The following is a 16,735-nucleotide window of genomic DNA, read 5'->3' on the forward strand; positions in this document are numbered from 1 at the left end:
GATGAGCCCGGGGCCCGCGATTTCGCCGCAGGCGGAATCGTGGGGTTGTTCCGCGAATGCGGAACAACGCTGGGGCGCGCCGAAGGCACGGGGGATTGGGAGTGAAGACAGGGACCCGCGATTTCGCGGAGGCGAAGCCGGAGCGGAATCGTGGGCGCCTTTTTGGCTTCGCCAAAAAAAGGCGGTGGCCCCGCCGGCTTGTCCCGGCACCCGCATCAGTCGATACCGTTGCTGCCTTCCGGCCCTGGCGGAGTTTTCGACCTGGCGTCGCGGGAGGCCGACGGGGCCACCATTGAAGCGTCCGGGCGCCGCCTGGGCGGTCCGGGGATCACCCGGCGAGGCCGGGCGACGTGAAGATGGCGGAGAGAGAGGGATTCGAACCCTCGATACGGGGTTTAGCCGTATACACACTTTCCAGGCGTGCTCCTTCAACCACTCGGACATCTCTCCGCAGAGAACACCGGTTGAAGCGAGCCGGAAAGTCTACCGGTGGCGGCGAGCGTGGACAAGCGCGGCCGCGTCGTGCTGGCCGGGGGGCGGGGCGGTTGGCACAATGGCCCGGCCGTTCTCCCTGCCGTAGATCCCCATGTCCTATCTCGTCCTCGCCCGCAAATGGCGCCCGCGCCGCTTCGCCGAACTGGTGGGGCAGGAGCACGTCGTGCGGGCGCTGACCAATGCGCTGGACACCGGCCGGGTGCACCACGCCTTCCTGTTCACCGGTACCCGCGGCGTCGGCAAGACGACGATCGCGCGCATCTTCGCCAAGTCGCTGAACTGCGAGCGTGGCAGCGGCGCCGAGCCCTGCGGCGAATGCGGCGCCTGCGTGGACATCGACGCCGGCCGCTTCGTCGACCTGCTGGAGATCGATGCCGCCAGCAACACCGGCGTCGACAACGTCCGCGACCTGATCGACAGCGCCCAGTACATGCCGGCGCGCGGCCGCACCAAGGTCTACCTGATCGACGAAGTGCACATGCTGTCGAAGTCGGCCTTCAACGCGCTGTTGAAGACGCTGGAGGAGCCGCCGGGGCACGTGAAGTTCCTGCTCGCGACCACCGACCCGCAGAAGTTGCCGGTGACGGTGCTGTCGCGCTGCCTGCAGTTCAACCTGCGTCGGCTCGAGCCGGCGCAGATCCGCGGGCAGATGCGCAGGATCCTCGACGCCGAGGGCATCGCCGCCGAGGACGGCGCGATCGCGCTGCTGGCGCGCGCCGCCGACGGCAGCCTGCGCGACGGCCTTTCCCTGCTCGACCAGGCGATCGCCTACACCGGCGGCCGGCTCGACGAGCCGGCGGTCAACGCGATGCTCGGCACCGTCGACCGCGGCCAGGTCGGGGGCTTGCTCGCGGCGCTGGCCGACGGCGACGGCGCCGCGCTGCTGGCGCGGGTCGAGGAGCTGGCGGCGTATTCGCCGGACTACGGCCACCTGCTCGACGACCTCGCGACCGCGCTGCACCAGGTCCAGCTGCAGCAGCTGGTACCCGGTACCGTGGCGAGTGACGGCGAAGGCGTCGATGCCGCCGCGCTGGCCGGCCGCCTGGCGCCGGAACTCGTGCAGCTCTGGTACCAGATGGCGGTGACCGGACGCCGTGACCTCGGCCTGGCGCCGAGCCCGCGTACCGGCTTCGAGATGAGCCTGCTGCGCATGCTGGCGTTCCGGCCGGCGGGCGTGGCCGGCAGCTCCGGCGGCGGCCGCGCGGCGGCCAACGTGACCGGTCCCGCCGGCGGCGGCGCGACCCCGGCCGCCACCGCGACGGCGGGCCCGACCCCGGCGCGCAGTCCGGTGACTGCAACGCCGCCCGCTGTCGGGCATTCGACCGCAGCCGCACACGGCGTCGAACGTCCGGCGGTTCCCGCGATGCCCGCGCCTCCGCCCGCCGCGCCATCCCCAGCGGTGACCGTCCCCGGGCGCCGGATCGCGGATGTCGAGGCCTGGCTGGACCTGGTCGCCAACGCCGGCCTCAAGGGTCCGGTGCGCGAGCTGGCCAGCCACTGCGCCTTCTGCGCACACAACGGCGACGTGCTCGAACTCTCGCTGCCGGACGATTTCGACCACCTGCGCAGCGAGCGCATCGTCCGTCAGCTCGCCGACGCGCTGGCCGCCGAGCTCGGCGCGCCGCCGCGGATCCGCTTCGCCTCCGCACGCGCGGCCGGCGAAACCCTGCATGCGCGCACCGAGCGCGAACGCGACGCCCGCCGCAACGACGCCGAACAGGCCTTCCTGACCGACCCGGTCGTCGCCGCCCTGGTCCGCGACGGCGGCAGCGTCGTACCCGAATCCATCCGTCCGCTGGACGACCACTGACCCGAGGAAGCCGTAATGCGAGGAAACATCGCGCAACTGATGCAGCAGGCCCAGCGCATGCAGGAGAACATGAAGCGTGCGCAGGAAGAGCTGGCGAACGTCGAAGTGCAGGGCCAGGCCGGCGGCGGCATGGTCAAGGTCAACCTGACCGGCAAGATGGAATGCCGTGGCGTGCGCATCGACCCGTCGGTGCTCGCCGACGCCGAGATGCTCGAGGACCTGGTCACCGCCGCCTTCAACGACGCGGTGAACAAGGCCAATGCCGAGGCCGAGAAGCGCATGTCGGCGGCCACCGCCGGCATGCCGATCCCGCCCGGCATGAAGATCCCGGGCCTGTTCTGAGCCGGCACGGCCCGTGAGCACGGCGCCGCTGCTCGAACAGCTGATCGAGGCGCTGCGCTGCCTGCCCGGCGTCGGCCGCAAGTCGGCGCAGCGCATGGCCTACCACGTGCTGGAGCGCGACCGCGACGGCGCCGGCCGGCTGGCCGCCGTGCTCGCCGAGGCCATCGAGCGCATCGGTCACTGCGAACAATGCCGTGACTTCAGCGAGACGCCCGTGTGCCCGCTGTGCGCCAGCGGCGCCCGCGACCGCAGCCTGCTGTGTGCGATCGAGTCGCCGGCCGATCGCCTGGCGATCGAAACCGCGACCGGCTACCGCGGCCTGTATTTCGTGCTGCAGGGCCGGCTTTCCCCGCTCGACGGCATCGGCCCGCGCGAGCTCGGCCTCGAGCAGCTGGCCGCGCGGCTGGCCGAAGGCGAGGTGCGCGAACTGATCGTCGCGACCAACCCGACCGTCGAGGGCGAGGCCACGGCGCACTATCTGGGGCAGCTCGCCCGCGCGAACCAGGTGCCGTCGAGCCGGCTCGCGCACGGCGTGCCGCTCGGCGGCGAACTCGAATACGTCGACCGCGGCACCCTCGCGCACGCGTTCACGTCGCGCACCCGGATCTCCGACTGAGGTTAGGCCATGGCCACGATCTTCGACCGTATCATCGCCCGCGAAATCCCCGCCGACATCGTCTACGAGGACGAGCATGTGCTCGCCTTCCGCGACATCAATCCGCAGGCGCCGGTGCACGTGCTGTTCATTCCGAAGCGTCCGGTGGCGACGCTCAACGACCTCGGCGAGGGTGACGCGGAAGTGGTCGGCCGGCTGGTGATCGCCGCTGCCGCCTGGGCCAAGCGCGCCGGCTTCGCCGAGAACGGCTACCGCGTCGTCATGAACTGCAATCACGACGGCGGCCAGACCGTCTTCCACATCCACCTGCACCTGCTCGCCGGCCGCGCGCTGGCCTGGCCGCCGGGCTGAGGTCTCAGCGGCGCGGGCGCGCCGGCTGCCAGCCGCGCAGTTCGGCGGCCAGGCGGGCCTTCGCCTCGGCATCCAGTGCGTCACCGGCGTAGCGCCACGCGACATAGCGGCCGGTCAGGTCGGTCACGGTTCCGGCCTGGTCGGGCAGGGCCGCGGCGGCGCGCGCACCGAAACTCGCCGCCGGTTCCGACGGCGCCTTCGCCAGCCCGGCGCGCGCCAGCCGGCGGGTGAAGCGCAGCCAGGCGCGTTCCAGCGGATCGCGGCTCGGCGGTTGCCCGCGCATCTGCAGCCACAGCGTCAGCGCCAGCGCCAGTCCGGCACCGACCGCGAAGGCGACGCCGAGCTGCAGGCCGCTCGCCTGGTCTACGCCCAGCGGGCGCAGCAGGCTGGCCTGCCGGCGGGCGTCGAAGGCGACCACGAAATCGTTCCAGCCGCGGCGCAGCCAGTCGCCGAAATCGAGCATCGGCGACAGCGCCTCGGGCAGCAGCGCCGAGCTGCGCGCCAGGTCCTCGACGGTGTCGAAGATGCGCTCCGGTGCCACCGCGGCGGTAGGGTCGACGCGCACCCAGCCGCGCCCTTCCAGCCAGACTTCGGTCCATGCGTGCGCATCCATCCGGCGCACGATCCAGTAGTTGCCGTAACGGTTGCGGTAACCGCCGACGTAGCCGAGCACGACCCGCGCCGGAATCCCGCCGGCACGCATCAGGTTCGCGAACGCCGAACTGAAGTGCTGGCAGAAGCCGACCTGGCTGTCGAAAAGGAATTCGTCGCTGCCGTGGCGGCCGCTCGGCGGCACCGTCAGCGAATAGGCGAAGTCGTCGTTGATCCAGTCCAGTGCCCGCTGCACGAAGGCGTCGTCGTCGGTCCCGAGCTCCTCACGCCAGCGCTTCGCGAGTGCCGCGGTGCGCGGATTGCGTCCCGGCGGCAGCGCCAGTGCCGCGCGGCGCTCGGCGCGCGACAGCGCCAGGCCGTGCCGCGCGAGCGGGTCCGAACGCAGCCGGTAACCGCGCAGCTGCGACACCGGCTGGTCGCTGCTGATCGTCAGGTCGGCTGCCAGCTGGTCGCCCGGCGGCGCTTGCAGCGGCAGGTCGAGACTCAGCAGGTAGCTCATGTCGGTCGGTTCGAGCGACACGTGGTAGGCGATCGGCGGCGACGCCGCCTCGACCGCCGCGCCGCCCTGCGCCGGTGGCGCCGCGCCGCGGCTCCAGCGCGAGCCGTCGAAGTCCCACAGCACGCGTGCCCGCCAGTAGCGCTCCGCCGGACTCGGCTCGGCGTCGTCGAACGTGATGCGCGCGACCGGCGCGTCGTTCGCGAACAGGTCCACCCACTGGTCCGGACGCATGCCGTCGGACAGGCCGCCGCGGCCGAGGGCGTTCTCCGGCATGCCCCACAGCGGCGTGCCCAGGCGCGGGAACAGCCAGAACGCCGCCATCGCCAGTGGCAGCGCCACCAGCAGGGCCTTGCCGACGGTCACCGCGCGGGCGCGGCCGCGGCTGGCAGCGGTGCCCGGCGGTTCGGCCAGCGCCGCCAGCGCGACCAGCACGCACAGCACCGCCGGCACCGCCAGCGCCAGTACCAGCGGCCCCTGGTCCTGCAGGAAGGCCGCGAACGGCGCGAACAGCGAAAAGCCGAGCAGGCTGTGCGCATCGCGCAGGCGATGCGTTTCCAGCGGCTTGACCGCCAGCAGGGCGGCGAGGCCGGCGCTGCCGGTGTCGCGGCCGATGCCGAAGTCGTGCACCACCAGCACGATCGCGCCGAGCATCATCAGCAGCAGGAACCGCGCCGGTGAAGGCAAGCGGCGGCGCGCCGCCATCGTCACCAGCGCAAGCGCGGCCAGGCCCACCGCGAGCGCCGGCTGCACCTGGGTCAGCAGCGGCAGCAGGCAGAGGCCGGCGGCGAGCAGGACCTGGCGGCGGATCGGCAGTGGCAGGTCGTCAGCCATCGGGCAGCAGCGCGAGCGCGCGCAGGCAGGCATGACGGTGGTCGGCGCCGCGGCCGGGACCGATCGCCTGGCCGGGCAGGCGCAGGCGGTAGCGGATCGCCTGGCGTTCGGCCTCCAGCACCCAGCGGGTGAGCCGGCGGATCCGCTGCTCGTGCGTCAGCGTGGTGAGCGCGAACCAGTCGAGTTCGACCTCGCGGGCGGCGCTGGACTCGTATTCACGCACCAGTAGGCGGTCGGCGCGTGCCGACGCCTTCCACGCGATCTGCCGCTGGGCATCGCCGGGGCGGTAGTCGCGCAGGTGCAGCGGCTGCTCGCCGTGGGTGCGGCTGCGCCGCGACTGGCCGTCGCCGCCGCTGTCCGGCAACGGCACCGCCTCGGCCTCGGCGGCCGGGTAGACGAGCAGTGGGCGCTGCGGCTGCAGCCAGGACCATGCCCGCGCCAGTCCGAAGGGCCGCACGGTCGAGAGCCGCAGCCTTCCCGGAGCGATCCAGCCGCGGCGACGGGTCGGCAGCGCCAGGGTCACCTCGACCCGTTCGCCCGGTGGCAGCGCGAAGAACACCTCGTCGTCGCCGCTGCGCAGTTCCAGCCCCTCGCGGTGCCGGCGCCCCTGCGCCTCGAAGGTGAGCCGCATCGCCAGCGGCTGGCCGGCATGCACCGGTTCCGCGTGCAGCGACGTCAGCCGGCTGCCGGAAAGCGTCAGGTGCGCCTGCACGAGACTGTTGAAGGACACCGCGGCGATCAGGAACGCCAGCAGCAGGGCCGGGTTGTTGTTGTAGTTCAGGCCGCCGAGGATCATCGTCGCCAGCATCGTCGCCAGGAACAGCCCGAAGCCGGTCGGCAGGATGTAGATGCGCTTGCGCCCGATCGCGACCGGCAGCGCTTCCCCGCGCCGCGGCTGCACCAGGGGCAGGCGCGACAGGCGCTCGCTGAGGCGCTCGACGAGGTCGGGCGGCCGCCGCATGTGTCAGTCCACCGCCACCGCGGCCAGGATGCGTTCGGCGAGCGTGTCCCGACCTTCGGCTTCCGATTCCGCCACCAGCCGGTGCGCTGCGACGTGCGCGAACAGCGCCTGCACGTCCTCCGGCAGCACGTGCCGGCGGCCGGCGAGCAGGGCATACGCGCGGGCCCCGCGCAGCAGGCCGAGGCCGGCGCGCGGCGACAGCCCGACCTGCACCCCCGGGTGCCGGCGGCTCTCCTGCAGCAGCGCCTGTACGTAGGCCACCAGCGCCTCGCTGGCATGCACGCGTTCGACCGCGGCGCGCAGCGCCAGCACGTCGCCGCTGCTCAGCCGCGGCAGGCTCTGCGCGATCAGGTCGCGGCGGTCCTGGCCGGCCAGCATCTCGCGCTCGGCACCGGCATCCGGATAACCCAGGCGCAGGCGCAGCAGGAAGCGGTCCATCTGCGAATCCGGCAGCGGGAAGGTGCCGGCGAGGTCCACCGGATTCTGGGTCGCGACCACGAAGAACGGCTGCGGCAGCGTGTGCGTGATGCCGTCGACGCTCACCTGGTGTTCGGCCATCGCCTCGAGCAGCGCACTCTGCGTGCGCGGCGGCGCCCGGTTGATCTCGTCGGCGAGCAGCAGCTGGGTGAACACCGGTCCCTCGTGGAAGCGGAACGCGCGTGTTTCCGGCTCGAAGATCGACACGCCGAGGATGTCGGCCGGCAGCAGGTCGGACGTGAACTGCACGCGCTGGAAGTCGAGCCCCAGCGTCGCCGCCATCGAGCGCGCCAGCGTGGTCTTGCCGAGACCGGGCAGGTCCTCGATCAGCAGGTGACCACCGGCGAGCAGGGTCGTGAACGTCAGGCGGATCTCGCGCTGCTTGCCGAGCACGAGGCGGTTGACCTGCGCCATCGCATCGGCAGCGGCCTGCAGCAGGCGGTCGGTTACGATGGCGGCGTCCGCAGCCTGATCGGGCATGTCCCTGTTCCCCGGCGAATTCGCCGTCAGCATAACCTTCACGGATACCTGCATGAGCGTGAATCCGGCGCGTGCCCGCTTTCTCGCGCTGTGGTGCGTGCTGCTCGCCGCGAAGGCGTGGCTCGCGGCGAGGCTGCCGGCCTTCGGCGACGAAGCCTTCTACGCGCAGGAATCGCGCCACCTCGCGTGGGCGTACTCCGACGTGCCGGCCTTGACCGCATGGCTCGCGCGCGCCGGCAGCGAACTCGCCGGCGACGGCATCTTCGCGATCCGTCTGCCCTTCCTGTTGCTCGGCGCGCTGCTGCCGTGGCTGGTCGTGCGCATCGCCGCGCGCTGGTTCGGCAACGAGGCCGGCTGGCAGGCGGGCACGCTCGCATTGCTGCTGCCGCTGGCGGCGACGGCCGGCGTGCTGGCGCTGCCGGACGTACCGCTGCTGTTCGCCGCGCTGCTCTGCGTCGATGCGGTCGCGCGCCTGCTCCGCGATGCCCGGGATCGCGTGGCGACGCTGCAACTGGCCTTCGCGCTGGCGCTCGGGGCGCTGGCGCATTACCGCTTCGCGGCGGTCATCGTCGCCGGTGCCGCCGGCCTGCTGATGGCGCCGACCGGTCGTGACCTGCTGCGCCGGCCGGCGATCCTGGCCGCACTCGCCGCCGGGATCGCCGGATGGGCGCCGCTGCTGGGCTGGAACCTCGCGCATGCCGGGGCCGGTGTCGCCTTCCAGTTCGTCGACCGGCACCCGTGGCAGGCGCAGGCCGCGGGTCTGGCCTGGCTGCCAGTGCAGGCGGTGTTGCTGACGCCACCGTTGTGCGTGCTGCTGCTGGCGACGCTCGCCCGCGCCTGGCGGCAGCGCCACGCCGCCGCCCACTGGGCCCTGCTGGCCGGCACCGGCGCGGTCGCGACCCTGGGCTGGGGCGTGCTGGCGTTCTTCGCCGATCGCGAACGGGTGAGTTTCCATTGGCCGCTGGCCGGCTGGCTGCTGCTCACCGTCGCGGCCCCCGCGGTGCTCGCCGGCTGGCGGCCGTGGGTGCGCCGCGCCGTTTTCGGGCTCGCCGCGATCGGCACCGCCGCGTTGTTCGCGTATGCCGGCCTGCAAACCTCGCCGGCGGCGCGCGCGGAACTGGCTGCGACGCCGGCATGGGCCGACGAGTTCGCGGGCTGGGACGAGGCCGCCGCCGCGGTCCGCGCCGAACTCGCGGCGATGCCGGCCGGCAGCCGTGTCGTCGCCGACAACTTCCTGCTCGGCGCCCAGCTGTCGTTGGCACTCGGCCGCGACGACATCGCGGTGCTGCCGCATCCGCGCAACGGCAAGCACGGCCGCGCGGCGCAGCTGGCGCTGTGGGACCTGGCGACGCCCGGGCGGAGCGGCTGGGGCGAGGTGTCGGTGTTGCTGGTCGTCGAGGACACCGCGCGGCCGCTGAAGGATCGTCTGCGCGGCTACGACGCGCTCTGCGCCCGCACCGGGCTGGCGGCGCCGCCGCGGATCGTCGCGGTCGACCGCGGCCGCAAGCGCTTCCTGCTGTGGTCGCTGCCCGCTGGGCCTGCCGCGACTGATGGCGCGCCGGGGGCCGGCGCCGCGGCCGGCTGTCGACTGCCGGCACTGGCCTGGATCGACGCACCGGCGCCCGGTTCGGCGGTCGGCGGGCGCCTGGCCGTGGAGGGCTGGGCCTGGCGTCCCGGCGAACGGCTGGCGGCGGTCGAGGTCCTGATCGACGGCGTGCCGGTGGCGCGCGCCGACTACGGCAATCCGCGCCCGGACGTGCTCGCCTACTGGGGCCGCGGCGATGCCGGCGAGGACCCGGGTGTGGGCTTCCGCGCCGAACTCGACACCGCCGTGCTGGCGCCGGGCCGCTACTGGCTGGGCCTGCGCCTGCACGGCGGCGACGGCCGGATCGAGGACTGGCCGGAACAGGTGCTGCGGATCGAACGCTGACGAGGCATCCGCGCCCCGCCCGGGCCGGAAGCCTGACTCAGGGCACCGCGTAGCCGGCCGCGCGCAGGGCCGCGGCCACCGCGATCAGCGGCAGGCCGATCAGGGCGGTCGGGTCCTGGCTTTCGATCGCCTCGAACAGGCTGATGCCGAGGCCTTCGCACTTGAAGCTGCCGGCGCAGTCCCAGGGCCGCTCGGCATCGACGTAGCGGGCGATCTCGTCGGCGGCGAGGGCGCGGAAACGCACGCGGGTGATGTCGACGCCCTCGCGGCGGCGGCCGTCCGCGGCGAGCACGCACCAGGCGGTATGGAACGCGACCTCGCGGCCGCTGGCCGCCGTCAGCTGGGCGATCGCGCCTTCACGGCTGCCGGCCTTGCCGAGCACGACGCCGTCGCGCAGCGCCGCCTGGTCGGAGCCGATCACGCAGGCGCCGGGTTGCTGGCCCGCGACGGCAGCGGCCTTCGCCGCGGCGAGCCGGCGTACGAGCGCGGCGGCCGACTCGCCCGGCCGTGGTGTCTCGTCGACCCGCGGCGCCGCGGCGGTGAACGCCAGCCCCAGCCGGGCGAGCAGCTCGCGCCGGTAGGGCGAGGTCGAGGCCAGCACCAGTGTCGTCATGCCTGGTCCGGATCTCGGCGCAGGGTCGGCGGCTCGCGCCGTGCCGCCTCGACGCTGGCGGCGGTGGCCTCGGCCAGTTCGGCGCCGGTGCGTTCGAGTTCGTCGAGCCGGGCCGCCAGCAGGGCGTGCGCCCGCTCCAGGGCGCCGCAGGCTTCGTCCAGCTCGCGCTGGCTCGCGCTGGCGCCGTGCTGCTGGATCCACAGGCGGTGCTGCAGCACGTCGCGCTTGGCCTCGCGGATCGGCAGCGGGCCGTCGAGCGAGGCCAGCGCGACCGCGGTGATGTCGGCCGGCATGCGCCCGACCACGCTCTGCATCGCCAGCATCCGCTCCTGGCTGCGGTCGAGCAGGGACTGCATCCGGTCGGCCAGGTCGAGCAGGTGGCGCAGGCTGTTCTCGCGGCGGCGTCCGCGCGCGATCAGCCAGACCAGAAGGAAAATCGACGCCAGGACGACGGCGAGGGCCGCGACAAGAAGGGTGATCATCGCCGGTTCCGCAGGGCAGGGCGGCAGTCTGCCGCGCGCGCGCGGGCACGGCAAACCCCAGCCGGCACGGGCAGTTAGGTTTGACATGAAAGGGGCCGACACCTATCATTCCGCGCTTATGTCCGCGCCCTTGCCCCCTGTGCTCGATGCCTGGCGCATGGTCGCGGCCAGGCGTCAGTTCGAAGGCAGCCTGCCGCTGTCGGGAATGTCCCGGCTGGCCGGCACCCTCGCGGACACCGACGGTGACTGCCGTTTCACGCTGGAATTCGGCCGGGACGCGCTCGACGTGCCCTTCGTCGAGGTCCGCGCCGAGGCGGAACTGCCACTGGTGTGCCAGCGGTCGCTGGAACGCTTCCTGCTGCCGGTCAGTGTCGTCCAGCGCCTCGGCCTGGTGACCGACGAGGCGCAGGAGGCGGCGCTGCCGGAAGGCATGGAGCCGATCCAGCCCGGCCCCGACGGCGCGCTGGACCCGGCCGGCCTGATCGAGGACGAACTGATCCTCGCGGTGCCGGTGGTACCGATCGATCCACGCTCGGTGGAGGTGCAGGCCGAATGGCCGGCCGCCGTCGAGGAAGAAGTCAGACCGAACCCCTTCGCCGCGCTCGCCGCGCTGAAGGACACGAAGAAGTAGTTGGAGACACACCCATGGCCGTCCAGAAGTCCCGCGTTTCCCCGTCCCGCCGCGGCCAGCGCCGCTCGCACGACGCCCTCACCGCCAAGCAGCTGGCGACCGACCCGACCTCGGGCGAGACGCACCTGCGCCACCATGTGACCAAGGACGGCTACTACCGTGGCCGCAAGGTGATCGCGACCAAGTCCGACGTCGCCGTCGAGGACTGACGCGCACTGCCGTCCGGCGGGGCGCCCAGGGCGCCCCATCGGCCGGGAAACTGCAGCAGTTGAATGCGGCGGGCCCAGTCCCGCCGTTCGCGTTTCCGACGCCGCCGCACGCCGCGCCGTGCCCCGGCCGTCCCCAGCCAGGAATGTGCGAATGGCCGTTTTTTCGCGTATCGCCGGTACCGGCAGTGCCCTGCCGGAGAAGATCGTCACGAATGCCGACCTCGAGAAGATGGTCGACACCAGCGACGAGTGGATCGCGACCCGCACCGGCATCCGCCAGCGCCATGTCGCCGGTGAGGGCGAGACCACCAGCACCCTGGCCGAACTCGCCGCTCGCCGCGCGATGGAAGCCGCCGGCGTCACCGCCGCCGAGCTCGACATGATCGTCGTCGGCACCACGACGCCGGACATCATCTTCCCGTCGACCGCCTGCCTGCTGCAGCACCGCCTCGGTGCCAACGGCTGCGCGGCCTTCGACGTCAACGCGGCCTGCTCCGGCTTCATCTATGCGCTGAGCGTCGCCGACAATTTCATCCGCGCGGGCTCGAAGAAGACGGTGCTGGTCGTCGGCGCCGAAACGCTGACGCGCATGCTCGACTGGTCCGACCGCGGCACCTGCGTGCTGTTCGGCGACGGCGCCGGTGCGGTGGTGCTGAAGGCCGACACCGAGGCCGGCATCCTGTCGACCCACCTGCACGCCGACGGCGGCAAGAAGGAGCTGCTGTACAACCCGGTCGGCGTCTCCGCGGGCTTCAGGCCGGAGGAGAAGAACGCCGGCGTGCGCGTGCTGATGACCGGCAACGAGGTCTTCAAGCACGCGGTGAAGGCCCTCGACGCGGTCGTCGACGAGACCCTGGCGGCGAACGGCCTCGACAAGTCCGACCTCGACTGGCTGATCCCGCACCAGGCCAACCTGCGCATCATCGAGGCCACGGCCAAGCGCCTGCAGATGCCGATGGACCGCGTGATCGTCACGGTCGACCGGCATGGCAACACCTCGGCCGGTTCGGTGCCGCTGGCGCTGGACGAAGCGGTGCGTTCGGGCAAGGTCGAACGCGGCCAGCTGCTGCTGCTGGAAGCCTTCGGGGGCGGGTTTACCTGGGGTTCCGCCCTTATCCGTTACTGAGGGGCATGGCTGAAACCGACGTTCTCCGCGAGTACGTCGGCACAGCGAGCGTGTGGCGCAAGGCCTACCGGGACGGCGGACGCCGTTTCCGGCTCGCCGCGTTGCGTCTCTTCGCCCGTGCCCTCGGACTCGCCCCGCTGATTCCCCCGCCGCCGGCCTCGCCGGAGGCCGCCTGCCGCAACGAGCAGCGGATGATCCGCCGGCTCGCCACGCGCGGCGTCACCGTGCCCGAAGTCCTCGATGCCGGCCCGCGCCACCTGGTGCTCTCCGACCTCGGCGAGACCCTGGCCGCGGCCTGCCGCCGCGAGCCTTGCCCGCTGCGGCGGCGCGAACTGATCGCCCGCGGCCTCGCCGCGATCGCCGAGCTGCACGCCCGCGGCGTCTGGGTCAGCCAGGCCTTCGCCCGCAACATGGTCGTCGCCGGCGACCGCATCGGCTTCATCGATTTCGAGGAGGACCCGGCGACCGTGATGCCGCGGCGGGCCGCGAAGGCGCGCGACATCCTGTTCTTCGTGCAGTCGACCGCGCGCTTCCTCGAGGACCAGCCGCAGGCGCTCGCGGCGCTGCTGCACGACGAACTCGTGCGCGAGTCGCCGGCGGTGCGCGAGGAGGTCCGCCGGGTGGTGCGACGCCTGTGGTGGGTGCCGCCGATCGCGCGGCACTTCGGCAGGCGTTCGCGGGCGGTGGCGGACGCGCTGATGGTGCTGGCGATGGTGCTCGTCTGACCCTACCCGGGCGTACAGACGCCGGGTCGGGGGGCTCGCGTATCATCCCGCGTCCCATTCGCCCGAGCGTCCTTCGATGAGTTCCTCCCTCGCGTTCGTCTTCCCCGGCCAGGGTTCGCAGGCGCCGGGCATGCTCGCCGAGCTGGCCGCGCAGCACGCGGCGGTGCGCGAGGCCTTCGCGGAAGCCTCGGAAGGTGCCGGTGTCGACCTGTGGGCGCTGGCGCAGCCCGGCGAGGAAGAGCGGCTGAATCAGACCGAGTTCACCCAGCCGGCCCTGCTCGCGGCCGGGGTCGGCGTCTGGCGCGCATGGCTCGCGGCCGGCGGCGAGCATCCGGCCGTGCTCGCCGGCCACAGCCTCGGTGAATACGCCGCCCTGGTCGCCGCCGGTGCGATCGGTCTCGGCGACGCCGCGAAGCTGGTCCGCGAACGGGGCCGGCTGATGCAGCAGGCGGTGCCGGCCGGCACCGGCGCGATGGCGGCCGTGCTCGGCGCGGAAGACGCGCTGGTCGAGGAGGTCTGCGCCTCGGTCTCCGGCGACGAGGTCGTGGTGCCTGCGAACTACAACTCGCCCGGCCAGATCGTCATCGGCGGCCACGCCGGCGCGGTCGACCGCGCGCTCGCCGAGCTGTCGGCGCGGGGCGTGCGCAAGGCGGTGAAACTCGCGGTGTCGGTGCCTTCGCACACGCCGCTGATGCGCGAGGCGGCCAATCGCCTGTGCGAGGTGATGTCGGCGATGTCCTGGCGCGAACCTTCGCTGCCGGTGGTGCAGAACGTCGATGCCGAAGTGCACGAAGGCGTGCAGGCGATCCGCGATGCGCTCGTGCGCCAGCTCTACCTGCCGGTGCAGTGGACCGGCTGCGTGCAGGCACTGGCCGGGAAGGGCGTCGGCCGCGTCGCCGAATGCGGGCCGGGCAAGGTGCTCGCCGGCCTCGTGAAGCGCATCGACAAGTCGCTCGACGTGCGTGCCCTCGGCGCGCCATCCGACTTCGACGCCGCGCTCGCGGAATGGAAGAACTGAAGCCCGTTGCAGGCGTATCGAAACAGGGGAGAAGGTGATGAGTGAGGTGCTGAAGGGTGAGGTGGCGCTGGTCACCGGCGCGAGCCGCGGCATCGGTGCGGCGATCGCCGACAGGCTGGCCGCGCTCGGGGCCACGGTCATCGGCACCGCGACCACCGATGCCGGCGCCGCCGCGATCGGCGAGCGCCTGGCGGCGCGCGGCGGTCATGGCCGCCGCCTCGACGTCGCCGACGGCGCCCAGATCGAGGCGCTGGTCGACGGCATCGCGAAGGAATTCGGCCCGGTGACGATCCTGGTGAACAACGCCGGCATCACCCGCGACAACCTGCTGCTGCGCATGAAGGACGAGGACTGGCAGGCCATCCTCGACACCAACCTCAGCAGCGTCTTTCGCACCAGCAAGGCGGTGATGCGCGGGATGATGAAGGCGCGCAGGGGCCGCATCATCAACATCGCCTCGGTCATCGGCGTCACCGGCAATGCCGGCCAGGCCAACTACGCGGCGGCGAAGGCCGGCATCATCGCCTTCAGCAAGTCGCTGGCGAAGGAGATCGGCAGCCGCGGCGTCACCGTCAACGTGGTCGCGCCCGGCTTCATCGCCACCGACATGACGAAGGACCTGCCGGAGGAATCGAAGAAGGCGCTGGCCGACCAGATCGCCCTCGGCCGCCTCGGCGAGCCGGCGGACATCGCCGAGGCGGTGGCCTTCCTGGCCGGCCCGGGAGCGAGCTACATCACCGGCGAGACCCTGCACGTCAACGGCGGCATGTACATGCCGTGAACCTTGTCGGGACGGGGTTTCGAGCTAGAATCCCCGCCCCCATCCCAGGCCGCGGCCCATCGGCGCCCGCCGCTGCCGGCATTCGCATACAATGCGCCCGCAAACATCCCCTCCGGGAGGAGACCGATCCATGAGCAGCATCGAAGAACGCGTCAAGAAAATCGTCGTCGAGCAGTTGGGCGTCAAGGAAGAGGAAGTCACCGTCAACGCTTCGTTCGTCGACGATCTGGGCGCCGACTCGCTCGACACCGTCGAGCTGGTCATGGCCCTCGAGGAAGAGTTCGAGTGCGAGATCCCGGACGAGGAAGCCGAGAAGATCACCTCGGTGCAGCAGGCCATCGACTACATCAAGGCCCACGTCAAGGCCTGATCCGACCACGGGTCGGCACGCTTGCCGTAACGCCGGGGCCGCGCTTGCGCGGCCCTGCGCGTTTCCGGCGTCGCGGCGATACGCCGGCGCATCCTCCGCGCCGGCGCACGCCCCACGAGACCACGGAGTTCCGCAATGAGCCAACGTCGCGTCGTCGTCACCGGCATGGGCATCGTCTCGCCCGTCGGCAACACCCTGGCGGCCGCCTGGGACAGCATCACCGCCGGCCGCTGCGGCATCGGCCCGATCACCCATTTCGACGCCTCCGCCTATGCGACCCGCATCGCCGGCGAAGTGCGCGACTTCGATCCGAAGGCGTTCCTGTCGCCCAAGGACGTCAAGAAGATGGACCCGTTCATCCACTACGGCATCGCCGCCTGCCTGCAGGCGCTCGATGATTCCGGGCTGGAGGTCACCGAGGGCAACGCCGAGCGCATCGGCGCCCTGGTCGGCGCCGGCATCGGCGGCGTGCGCGGCATCGAGGACAGCGCGGTCGCGCTGCACGAGGGCGGTCCGCGCAAGGTGTCGCCGTTCTACGTGCCGAGCACGATCATCAACATGCTGCCGGGCCAGCTGAGCATCATGAAGGGCCTGAAGGGGCCGAACTTCTCCGCGGTGTCCGCCTGCGCGACCTCGAACCACTCGATCGGCATGGCGATGCGCATGATCCAGTACGGCGATGCCGACGTGATGGTCGCCGGTGGCGCCGAGCACGGCTGCACGCCGACCTCGGTCGCCGGCTTCTGCTCGATGAAGGCGATGTCCACCCGCAACGACGAACCGGCGAAGGCCTCGCGCCCCTGGGACAAGGACCGCGACGGCTTCGTGCTCGGCGACGGCGCCGGCATCCTGATCCTCGAGGAATACGAACACGCGAAGGCGCGTGGCGCCCGCATCTACGCCGAACTCGCCGGTTTCGGCGCCAGCTCCGACGCCTACCACATGACCGCGCCGAGCGAGAACGGCGAAGGCCCGGCGCGCTGCATGGCGTCGGCGTTCAAGGACGCCGGCGTCACCGCCGAGCAGATCGGCTACCTCAACGCGCACGGCACCTCGACGCCGCTCGGCGACCTCGCCGAGACGCTGGCGATCAAGCGCGCGCTCGGCGAGCACGCCTACCGCACGATGGTCAGTTCGACCAAGTCGATGACCGGCCACCTGCTCGGTGCCGCCGGCGGCGTCGAGGCGATCTTCACCGTGATGGCGCTGCACACCGGCGTGATTCCGCCGACGATCAACCTCGACGAACCGGGCGAGGGCTGCGACCTCGACTACGTGCCGAACACCGCCCGCGAGCAGCAGATCGACGTCGCGGTGTCGAACGGCTTCGGCTTCGGCGGCACCAACGGCACGCTGGTGTTCCGTCGCGTCTGAGC

18 protein-coding genes, 1 tRNA gene and 1 other RNA gene are annotated in these 16,735 nt (G+C 72.2%); 13 read left to right on the forward strand and 7 right to left on the reverse strand.

What is annotated here, in order from left to right; genetic code table 11:
* Nucleotides 1–187 precede the first annotated feature (187 nt).
* Nucleotides 188–284: signal recognition particle sRNA small type (ffs, locus tag K311_RS18200), an RNA gene on the reverse strand.
* 73 nt (nucleotides 285–357) lie between these two features.
* Nucleotides 358–450 (reverse strand) — tRNA-Ser (locus tag K311_RS0112895).
* 136 nt (nucleotides 451–586) lie between these two features.
* Here K311_RS0112895 and dnaX point away from each other — a divergent pair.
* From dnaX to K311_RS0112915, 4 genes are read left to right on the forward strand one after another with little or no spacing between them, the layout of a single operon-like run.
* Nucleotides 587–2,305, forward strand: a complete 1,719-nt coding sequence (dnaX, locus tag K311_RS0112900; RefSeq protein ID WP_026817655.1) for a DNA polymerase III subunit gamma/tau — start codon at nucleotides 587–589, stop codon at nucleotides 2,303–2,305.
* A gap of 15 nt (nucleotides 2,306–2,320) precedes the next feature.
* Nucleotides 2,321–2,647, forward strand: coding sequence for a YbaB/EbfC family nucleoid-associated protein (locus K311_RS0112905; RefSeq protein ID WP_026817656.1), 327 nt, complete (start codon nucleotides 2,321–2,323; stop codon nucleotides 2,645–2,647).
* A 13-nt stretch (nucleotides 2,648–2,660) separates the two neighbouring features.
* A complete protein-coding gene (gene recR / locus K311_RS0112910; protein ID WP_026817657.1) occupies nucleotides 2,661–3,263 on the forward strand; it encodes a recombination mediator RecR in 603 nt (200 codons plus the stop codon).
* 9 nt (nucleotides 3,264–3,272) lie between these two features.
* On the forward strand, nucleotides 3,273–3,614 hold the full coding sequence (locus K311_RS0112915; RefSeq protein ID WP_026817658.1) for a histidine triad nucleotide-binding protein: 342 nt from the start codon (nucleotides 3,273–3,275) through the stop codon (nucleotides 3,612–3,614).
* A gap of 4 nt (nucleotides 3,615–3,618) precedes the next feature.
* Here the strand turns inward: K311_RS0112915 and K311_RS0112920 are convergent, their stop codons facing one another.
* Genes K311_RS0112920 through K311_RS0112930 form a run of 3 tightly spaced genes read right to left on the reverse strand, consistent with a single transcriptional unit; the run spans nucleotide 3,619 to nucleotide 7,474 of the window.
* Nucleotides 3,619–5,556 (reverse strand): transglutaminase TgpA family protein, encoded by a 1,938-nt coding sequence (locus K311_RS0112920; RefSeq protein ID WP_026817659.1) that lies wholly within the window; start codon nucleotides 5,554–5,556, stop codon nucleotides 3,619–3,621.
* Nucleotides 5,549–6,517 carry a DUF58 domain-containing protein gene (locus tag K311_RS0112925; RefSeq protein ID WP_043797342.1) on the reverse strand — a complete coding sequence of 323 codons (969 nt, stop codon included), beginning with the start codon at nucleotides 6,515–6,517 and terminating at the stop codon, nucleotides 5,549–5,551. Before K311_RS0112925 ends, K311_RS0112920 begins: the two co-directional genes overlap by 8 nt.
* A 3-nt stretch (nucleotides 6,518–6,520) precedes the next feature.
* Nucleotides 6,521–7,474 carry an AAA family ATPase gene (locus K311_RS0112930; protein ID WP_026817661.1) on the reverse strand — a complete coding sequence of 318 codons (954 nt, stop codon included), beginning with the start codon at nucleotides 7,472–7,474 and terminating at the stop codon, nucleotides 6,521–6,523.
* A gap of 52 nt (nucleotides 7,475–7,526) precedes the next feature.
* Between K311_RS0112930 and K311_RS0112935 the strand changes: the two genes are divergently transcribed.
* Nucleotides 7,527–9,404, forward strand: a complete 1,878-nt coding sequence (locus tag K311_RS0112935) for a glycosyltransferase family 39 protein (protein ID WP_026817662.1) — start codon at nucleotides 7,527–7,529, stop codon at nucleotides 9,402–9,404.
* 37 nt (nucleotides 9,405–9,441) lie between these two features.
* Here K311_RS0112935 and K311_RS0112940 read toward each other — a convergent pair whose 3' ends face one another.
* Together K311_RS0112940 and K311_RS0112945 are read right to left on the reverse strand one after the other, a co-directional pair.
* Nucleotides 9,442–10,017, reverse strand: a complete 576-nt coding sequence (locus K311_RS0112940) for a Maf family protein (protein ID WP_026817663.1) — start codon at nucleotides 10,015–10,017, stop codon at nucleotides 9,442–9,444.
* Nucleotides 10,014–10,499: a hypothetical protein gene (locus K311_RS0112945; protein ID WP_026817664.1), complete on the reverse strand. Its 486-nt coding sequence runs from the start codon at nucleotides 10,497–10,499 to the stop codon at nucleotides 10,014–10,016. Before K311_RS0112945 ends, K311_RS0112940 begins: the two co-directional genes overlap by 4 nt.
* A gap of 118 nt (nucleotides 10,500–10,617) precedes the next feature.
* Here K311_RS0112945 and K311_RS0112950 point away from each other — a divergent pair, with 118 nt between their 5' ends.
* The 8 genes from K311_RS0112950 to fabF all read left to right on the forward strand — a co-directional run bounded on the left by K311_RS0112950 (nucleotide 10,618) and on the right by fabF (nucleotide 16,733).
* Nucleotides 10,618–11,130 carry a YceD family protein gene (locus tag K311_RS0112950; protein WP_026817665.1) on the forward strand — a complete coding sequence of 171 codons (513 nt, stop codon included), beginning with the start codon at nucleotides 10,618–10,620 and terminating at the stop codon, nucleotides 11,128–11,130.
* Between the two features lie 14 nt (nucleotides 11,131–11,144).
* Nucleotides 11,145–11,339 (forward strand): 50S ribosomal protein L32, encoded by a 195-nt coding sequence (gene rpmF, locus K311_RS0112955; RefSeq protein ID WP_026817666.1) that lies wholly within the window; start codon nucleotides 11,145–11,147, stop codon nucleotides 11,337–11,339.
* Between the two features lie 151 nt (nucleotides 11,340–11,490).
* Nucleotides 11,491–12,465: a beta-ketoacyl-ACP synthase III gene (locus K311_RS0112960; RefSeq protein WP_043797343.1), complete on the forward strand. Its 975-nt coding sequence runs from the start codon at nucleotides 11,491–11,493 to the stop codon at nucleotides 12,463–12,465.
* Between the two features lie 5 nt (nucleotides 12,466–12,470).
* On the forward strand, nucleotides 12,471–13,190 hold the full coding sequence (locus K311_RS16960) for a BUD32 family EKC/KEOPS complex subunit (protein ID WP_052049136.1): 720 nt from the start codon (nucleotides 12,471–12,473) through the stop codon (nucleotides 13,188–13,190).
* 76 nt (nucleotides 13,191–13,266) lie between these two features.
* Nucleotides 13,267–14,208 carry an ACP S-malonyltransferase gene (gene fabD / locus K311_RS0112970; protein WP_026817668.1) on the forward strand — a complete coding sequence of 314 codons (942 nt, stop codon included), beginning with the start codon at nucleotides 13,267–13,269 and terminating at the stop codon, nucleotides 14,206–14,208.
* A 37-nt stretch (nucleotides 14,209–14,245) separates the two neighbouring features.
* Nucleotides 14,246–14,989: a 3-oxoacyl-ACP reductase FabG gene (fabG, locus tag K311_RS0112975; RefSeq protein WP_026817669.1), complete on the forward strand. Its 744-nt coding sequence runs from the start codon at nucleotides 14,246–14,248 to the stop codon at nucleotides 14,987–14,989.
* Nucleotides 14,990–15,119: 130 nt separating this feature from the next.
* Nucleotides 15,120–15,359 carry an acyl carrier protein gene (gene acpP / locus K311_RS0112980; protein ID WP_026817670.1) on the forward strand — a complete coding sequence of 80 codons (240 nt, stop codon included), beginning with the start codon at nucleotides 15,120–15,122 and terminating at the stop codon, nucleotides 15,357–15,359.
* Between the two features lie 135 nt (nucleotides 15,360–15,494).
* Nucleotides 15,495–16,733, forward strand: a complete 1,239-nt coding sequence (gene fabF, locus K311_RS0112985) for a beta-ketoacyl-ACP synthase II (protein WP_081683458.1) — start codon at nucleotides 15,495–15,497, stop codon at nucleotides 16,731–16,733.
* The last annotated feature ends 2 nt before the right edge of the window (nucleotides 16,734–16,735 follow it).

Source organism: Arenimonas composti TR7-09 = DSM 18010 (genome assembly GCF_000426365.1).
Lineage (GTDB): Bacteria > Pseudomonadota > Gammaproteobacteria > Xanthomonadales > Xanthomonadaceae > Arenimonas > Arenimonas composti.

Excerpts from the sequence above, each read along its gene's own strand:
- dnaX (WP_026817655.1), top strand. The coding sequence starts at position 587 with ATGTCCTATCTCGTCCTCGCCCGCAAATGGCGCCCGCGCCGCTTCGCC.
- K311_RS0112905 (WP_026817656.1), top strand. The coding sequence starts at position 2,321 with ATGCGAGGAAACATCGCGCAACTGATGCAGCAGGCCCAGCGCATGCAG.
- K311_RS0112915 (WP_026817658.1), top strand. The coding sequence starts at position 3,273 with ATGGCCACGATCTTCGACCGTATCATCGCCCGCGAAATCCCCGCCGAC.
- K311_RS0112920 (WP_026817659.1), bottom strand. The coding sequence starts at position 5,556 with ATGGCTGACGACCTGCCACTGCCGATCCGCCGCCAGGTCCTGCTCGCC.
- K311_RS0112925 (WP_043797342.1), bottom strand. The coding sequence starts at position 6,517 with ATGCGGCGGCCGCCCGACCTCGTCGAGCGCCTCAGCGAGCGCCTGTCG.
- K311_RS0112930 (WP_026817661.1), bottom strand. The coding sequence starts at position 7,474 with ATGCCCGATCAGGCTGCGGACGCCGCCATCGTAACCGACCGCCTGCTG.
- K311_RS0112935 (WP_026817662.1), top strand. The coding sequence starts at position 7,527 with ATGAGCGTGAATCCGGCGCGTGCCCGCTTTCTCGCGCTGTGGTGCGTG.
- K311_RS0112940 (WP_026817663.1), bottom strand. The coding sequence starts at position 10,017 with ATGACGACACTGGTGCTGGCCTCGACCTCGCCCTACCGGCGCGAGCTG.
- K311_RS0112945 (WP_026817664.1), bottom strand. The coding sequence starts at position 10,499 with ATGATCACCCTTCTTGTCGCGGCCCTCGCCGTCGTCCTGGCGTCGATT.
- K311_RS0112950 (WP_026817665.1), top strand. The coding sequence starts at position 10,618 with ATGTCCGCGCCCTTGCCCCCTGTGCTCGATGCCTGGCGCATGGTCGCG.
- rpmF (WP_026817666.1), top strand. The coding sequence starts at position 11,145 with ATGGCCGTCCAGAAGTCCCGCGTTTCCCCGTCCCGCCGCGGCCAGCGC.
- K311_RS0112960 (WP_043797343.1), top strand. The coding sequence starts at position 11,491 with ATGGCCGTTTTTTCGCGTATCGCCGGTACCGGCAGTGCCCTGCCGGAG.
- K311_RS16960 (WP_052049136.1), top strand. The coding sequence starts at position 12,471 with ATGGCTGAAACCGACGTTCTCCGCGAGTACGTCGGCACAGCGAGCGTG.
- fabD (WP_026817668.1), top strand. The coding sequence starts at position 13,267 with ATGAGTTCCTCCCTCGCGTTCGTCTTCCCCGGCCAGGGTTCGCAGGCG.
- fabG (WP_026817669.1), top strand. The coding sequence starts at position 14,246 with ATGAGTGAGGTGCTGAAGGGTGAGGTGGCGCTGGTCACCGGCGCGAGC.
- acpP (WP_026817670.1), top strand. The coding sequence starts at position 15,120 with ATGAGCAGCATCGAAGAACGCGTCAAGAAAATCGTCGTCGAGCAGTTG.
- fabF (WP_081683458.1), top strand. The coding sequence starts at position 15,495 with ATGAGCCAACGTCGCGTCGTCGTCACCGGCATGGGCATCGTCTCGCCC.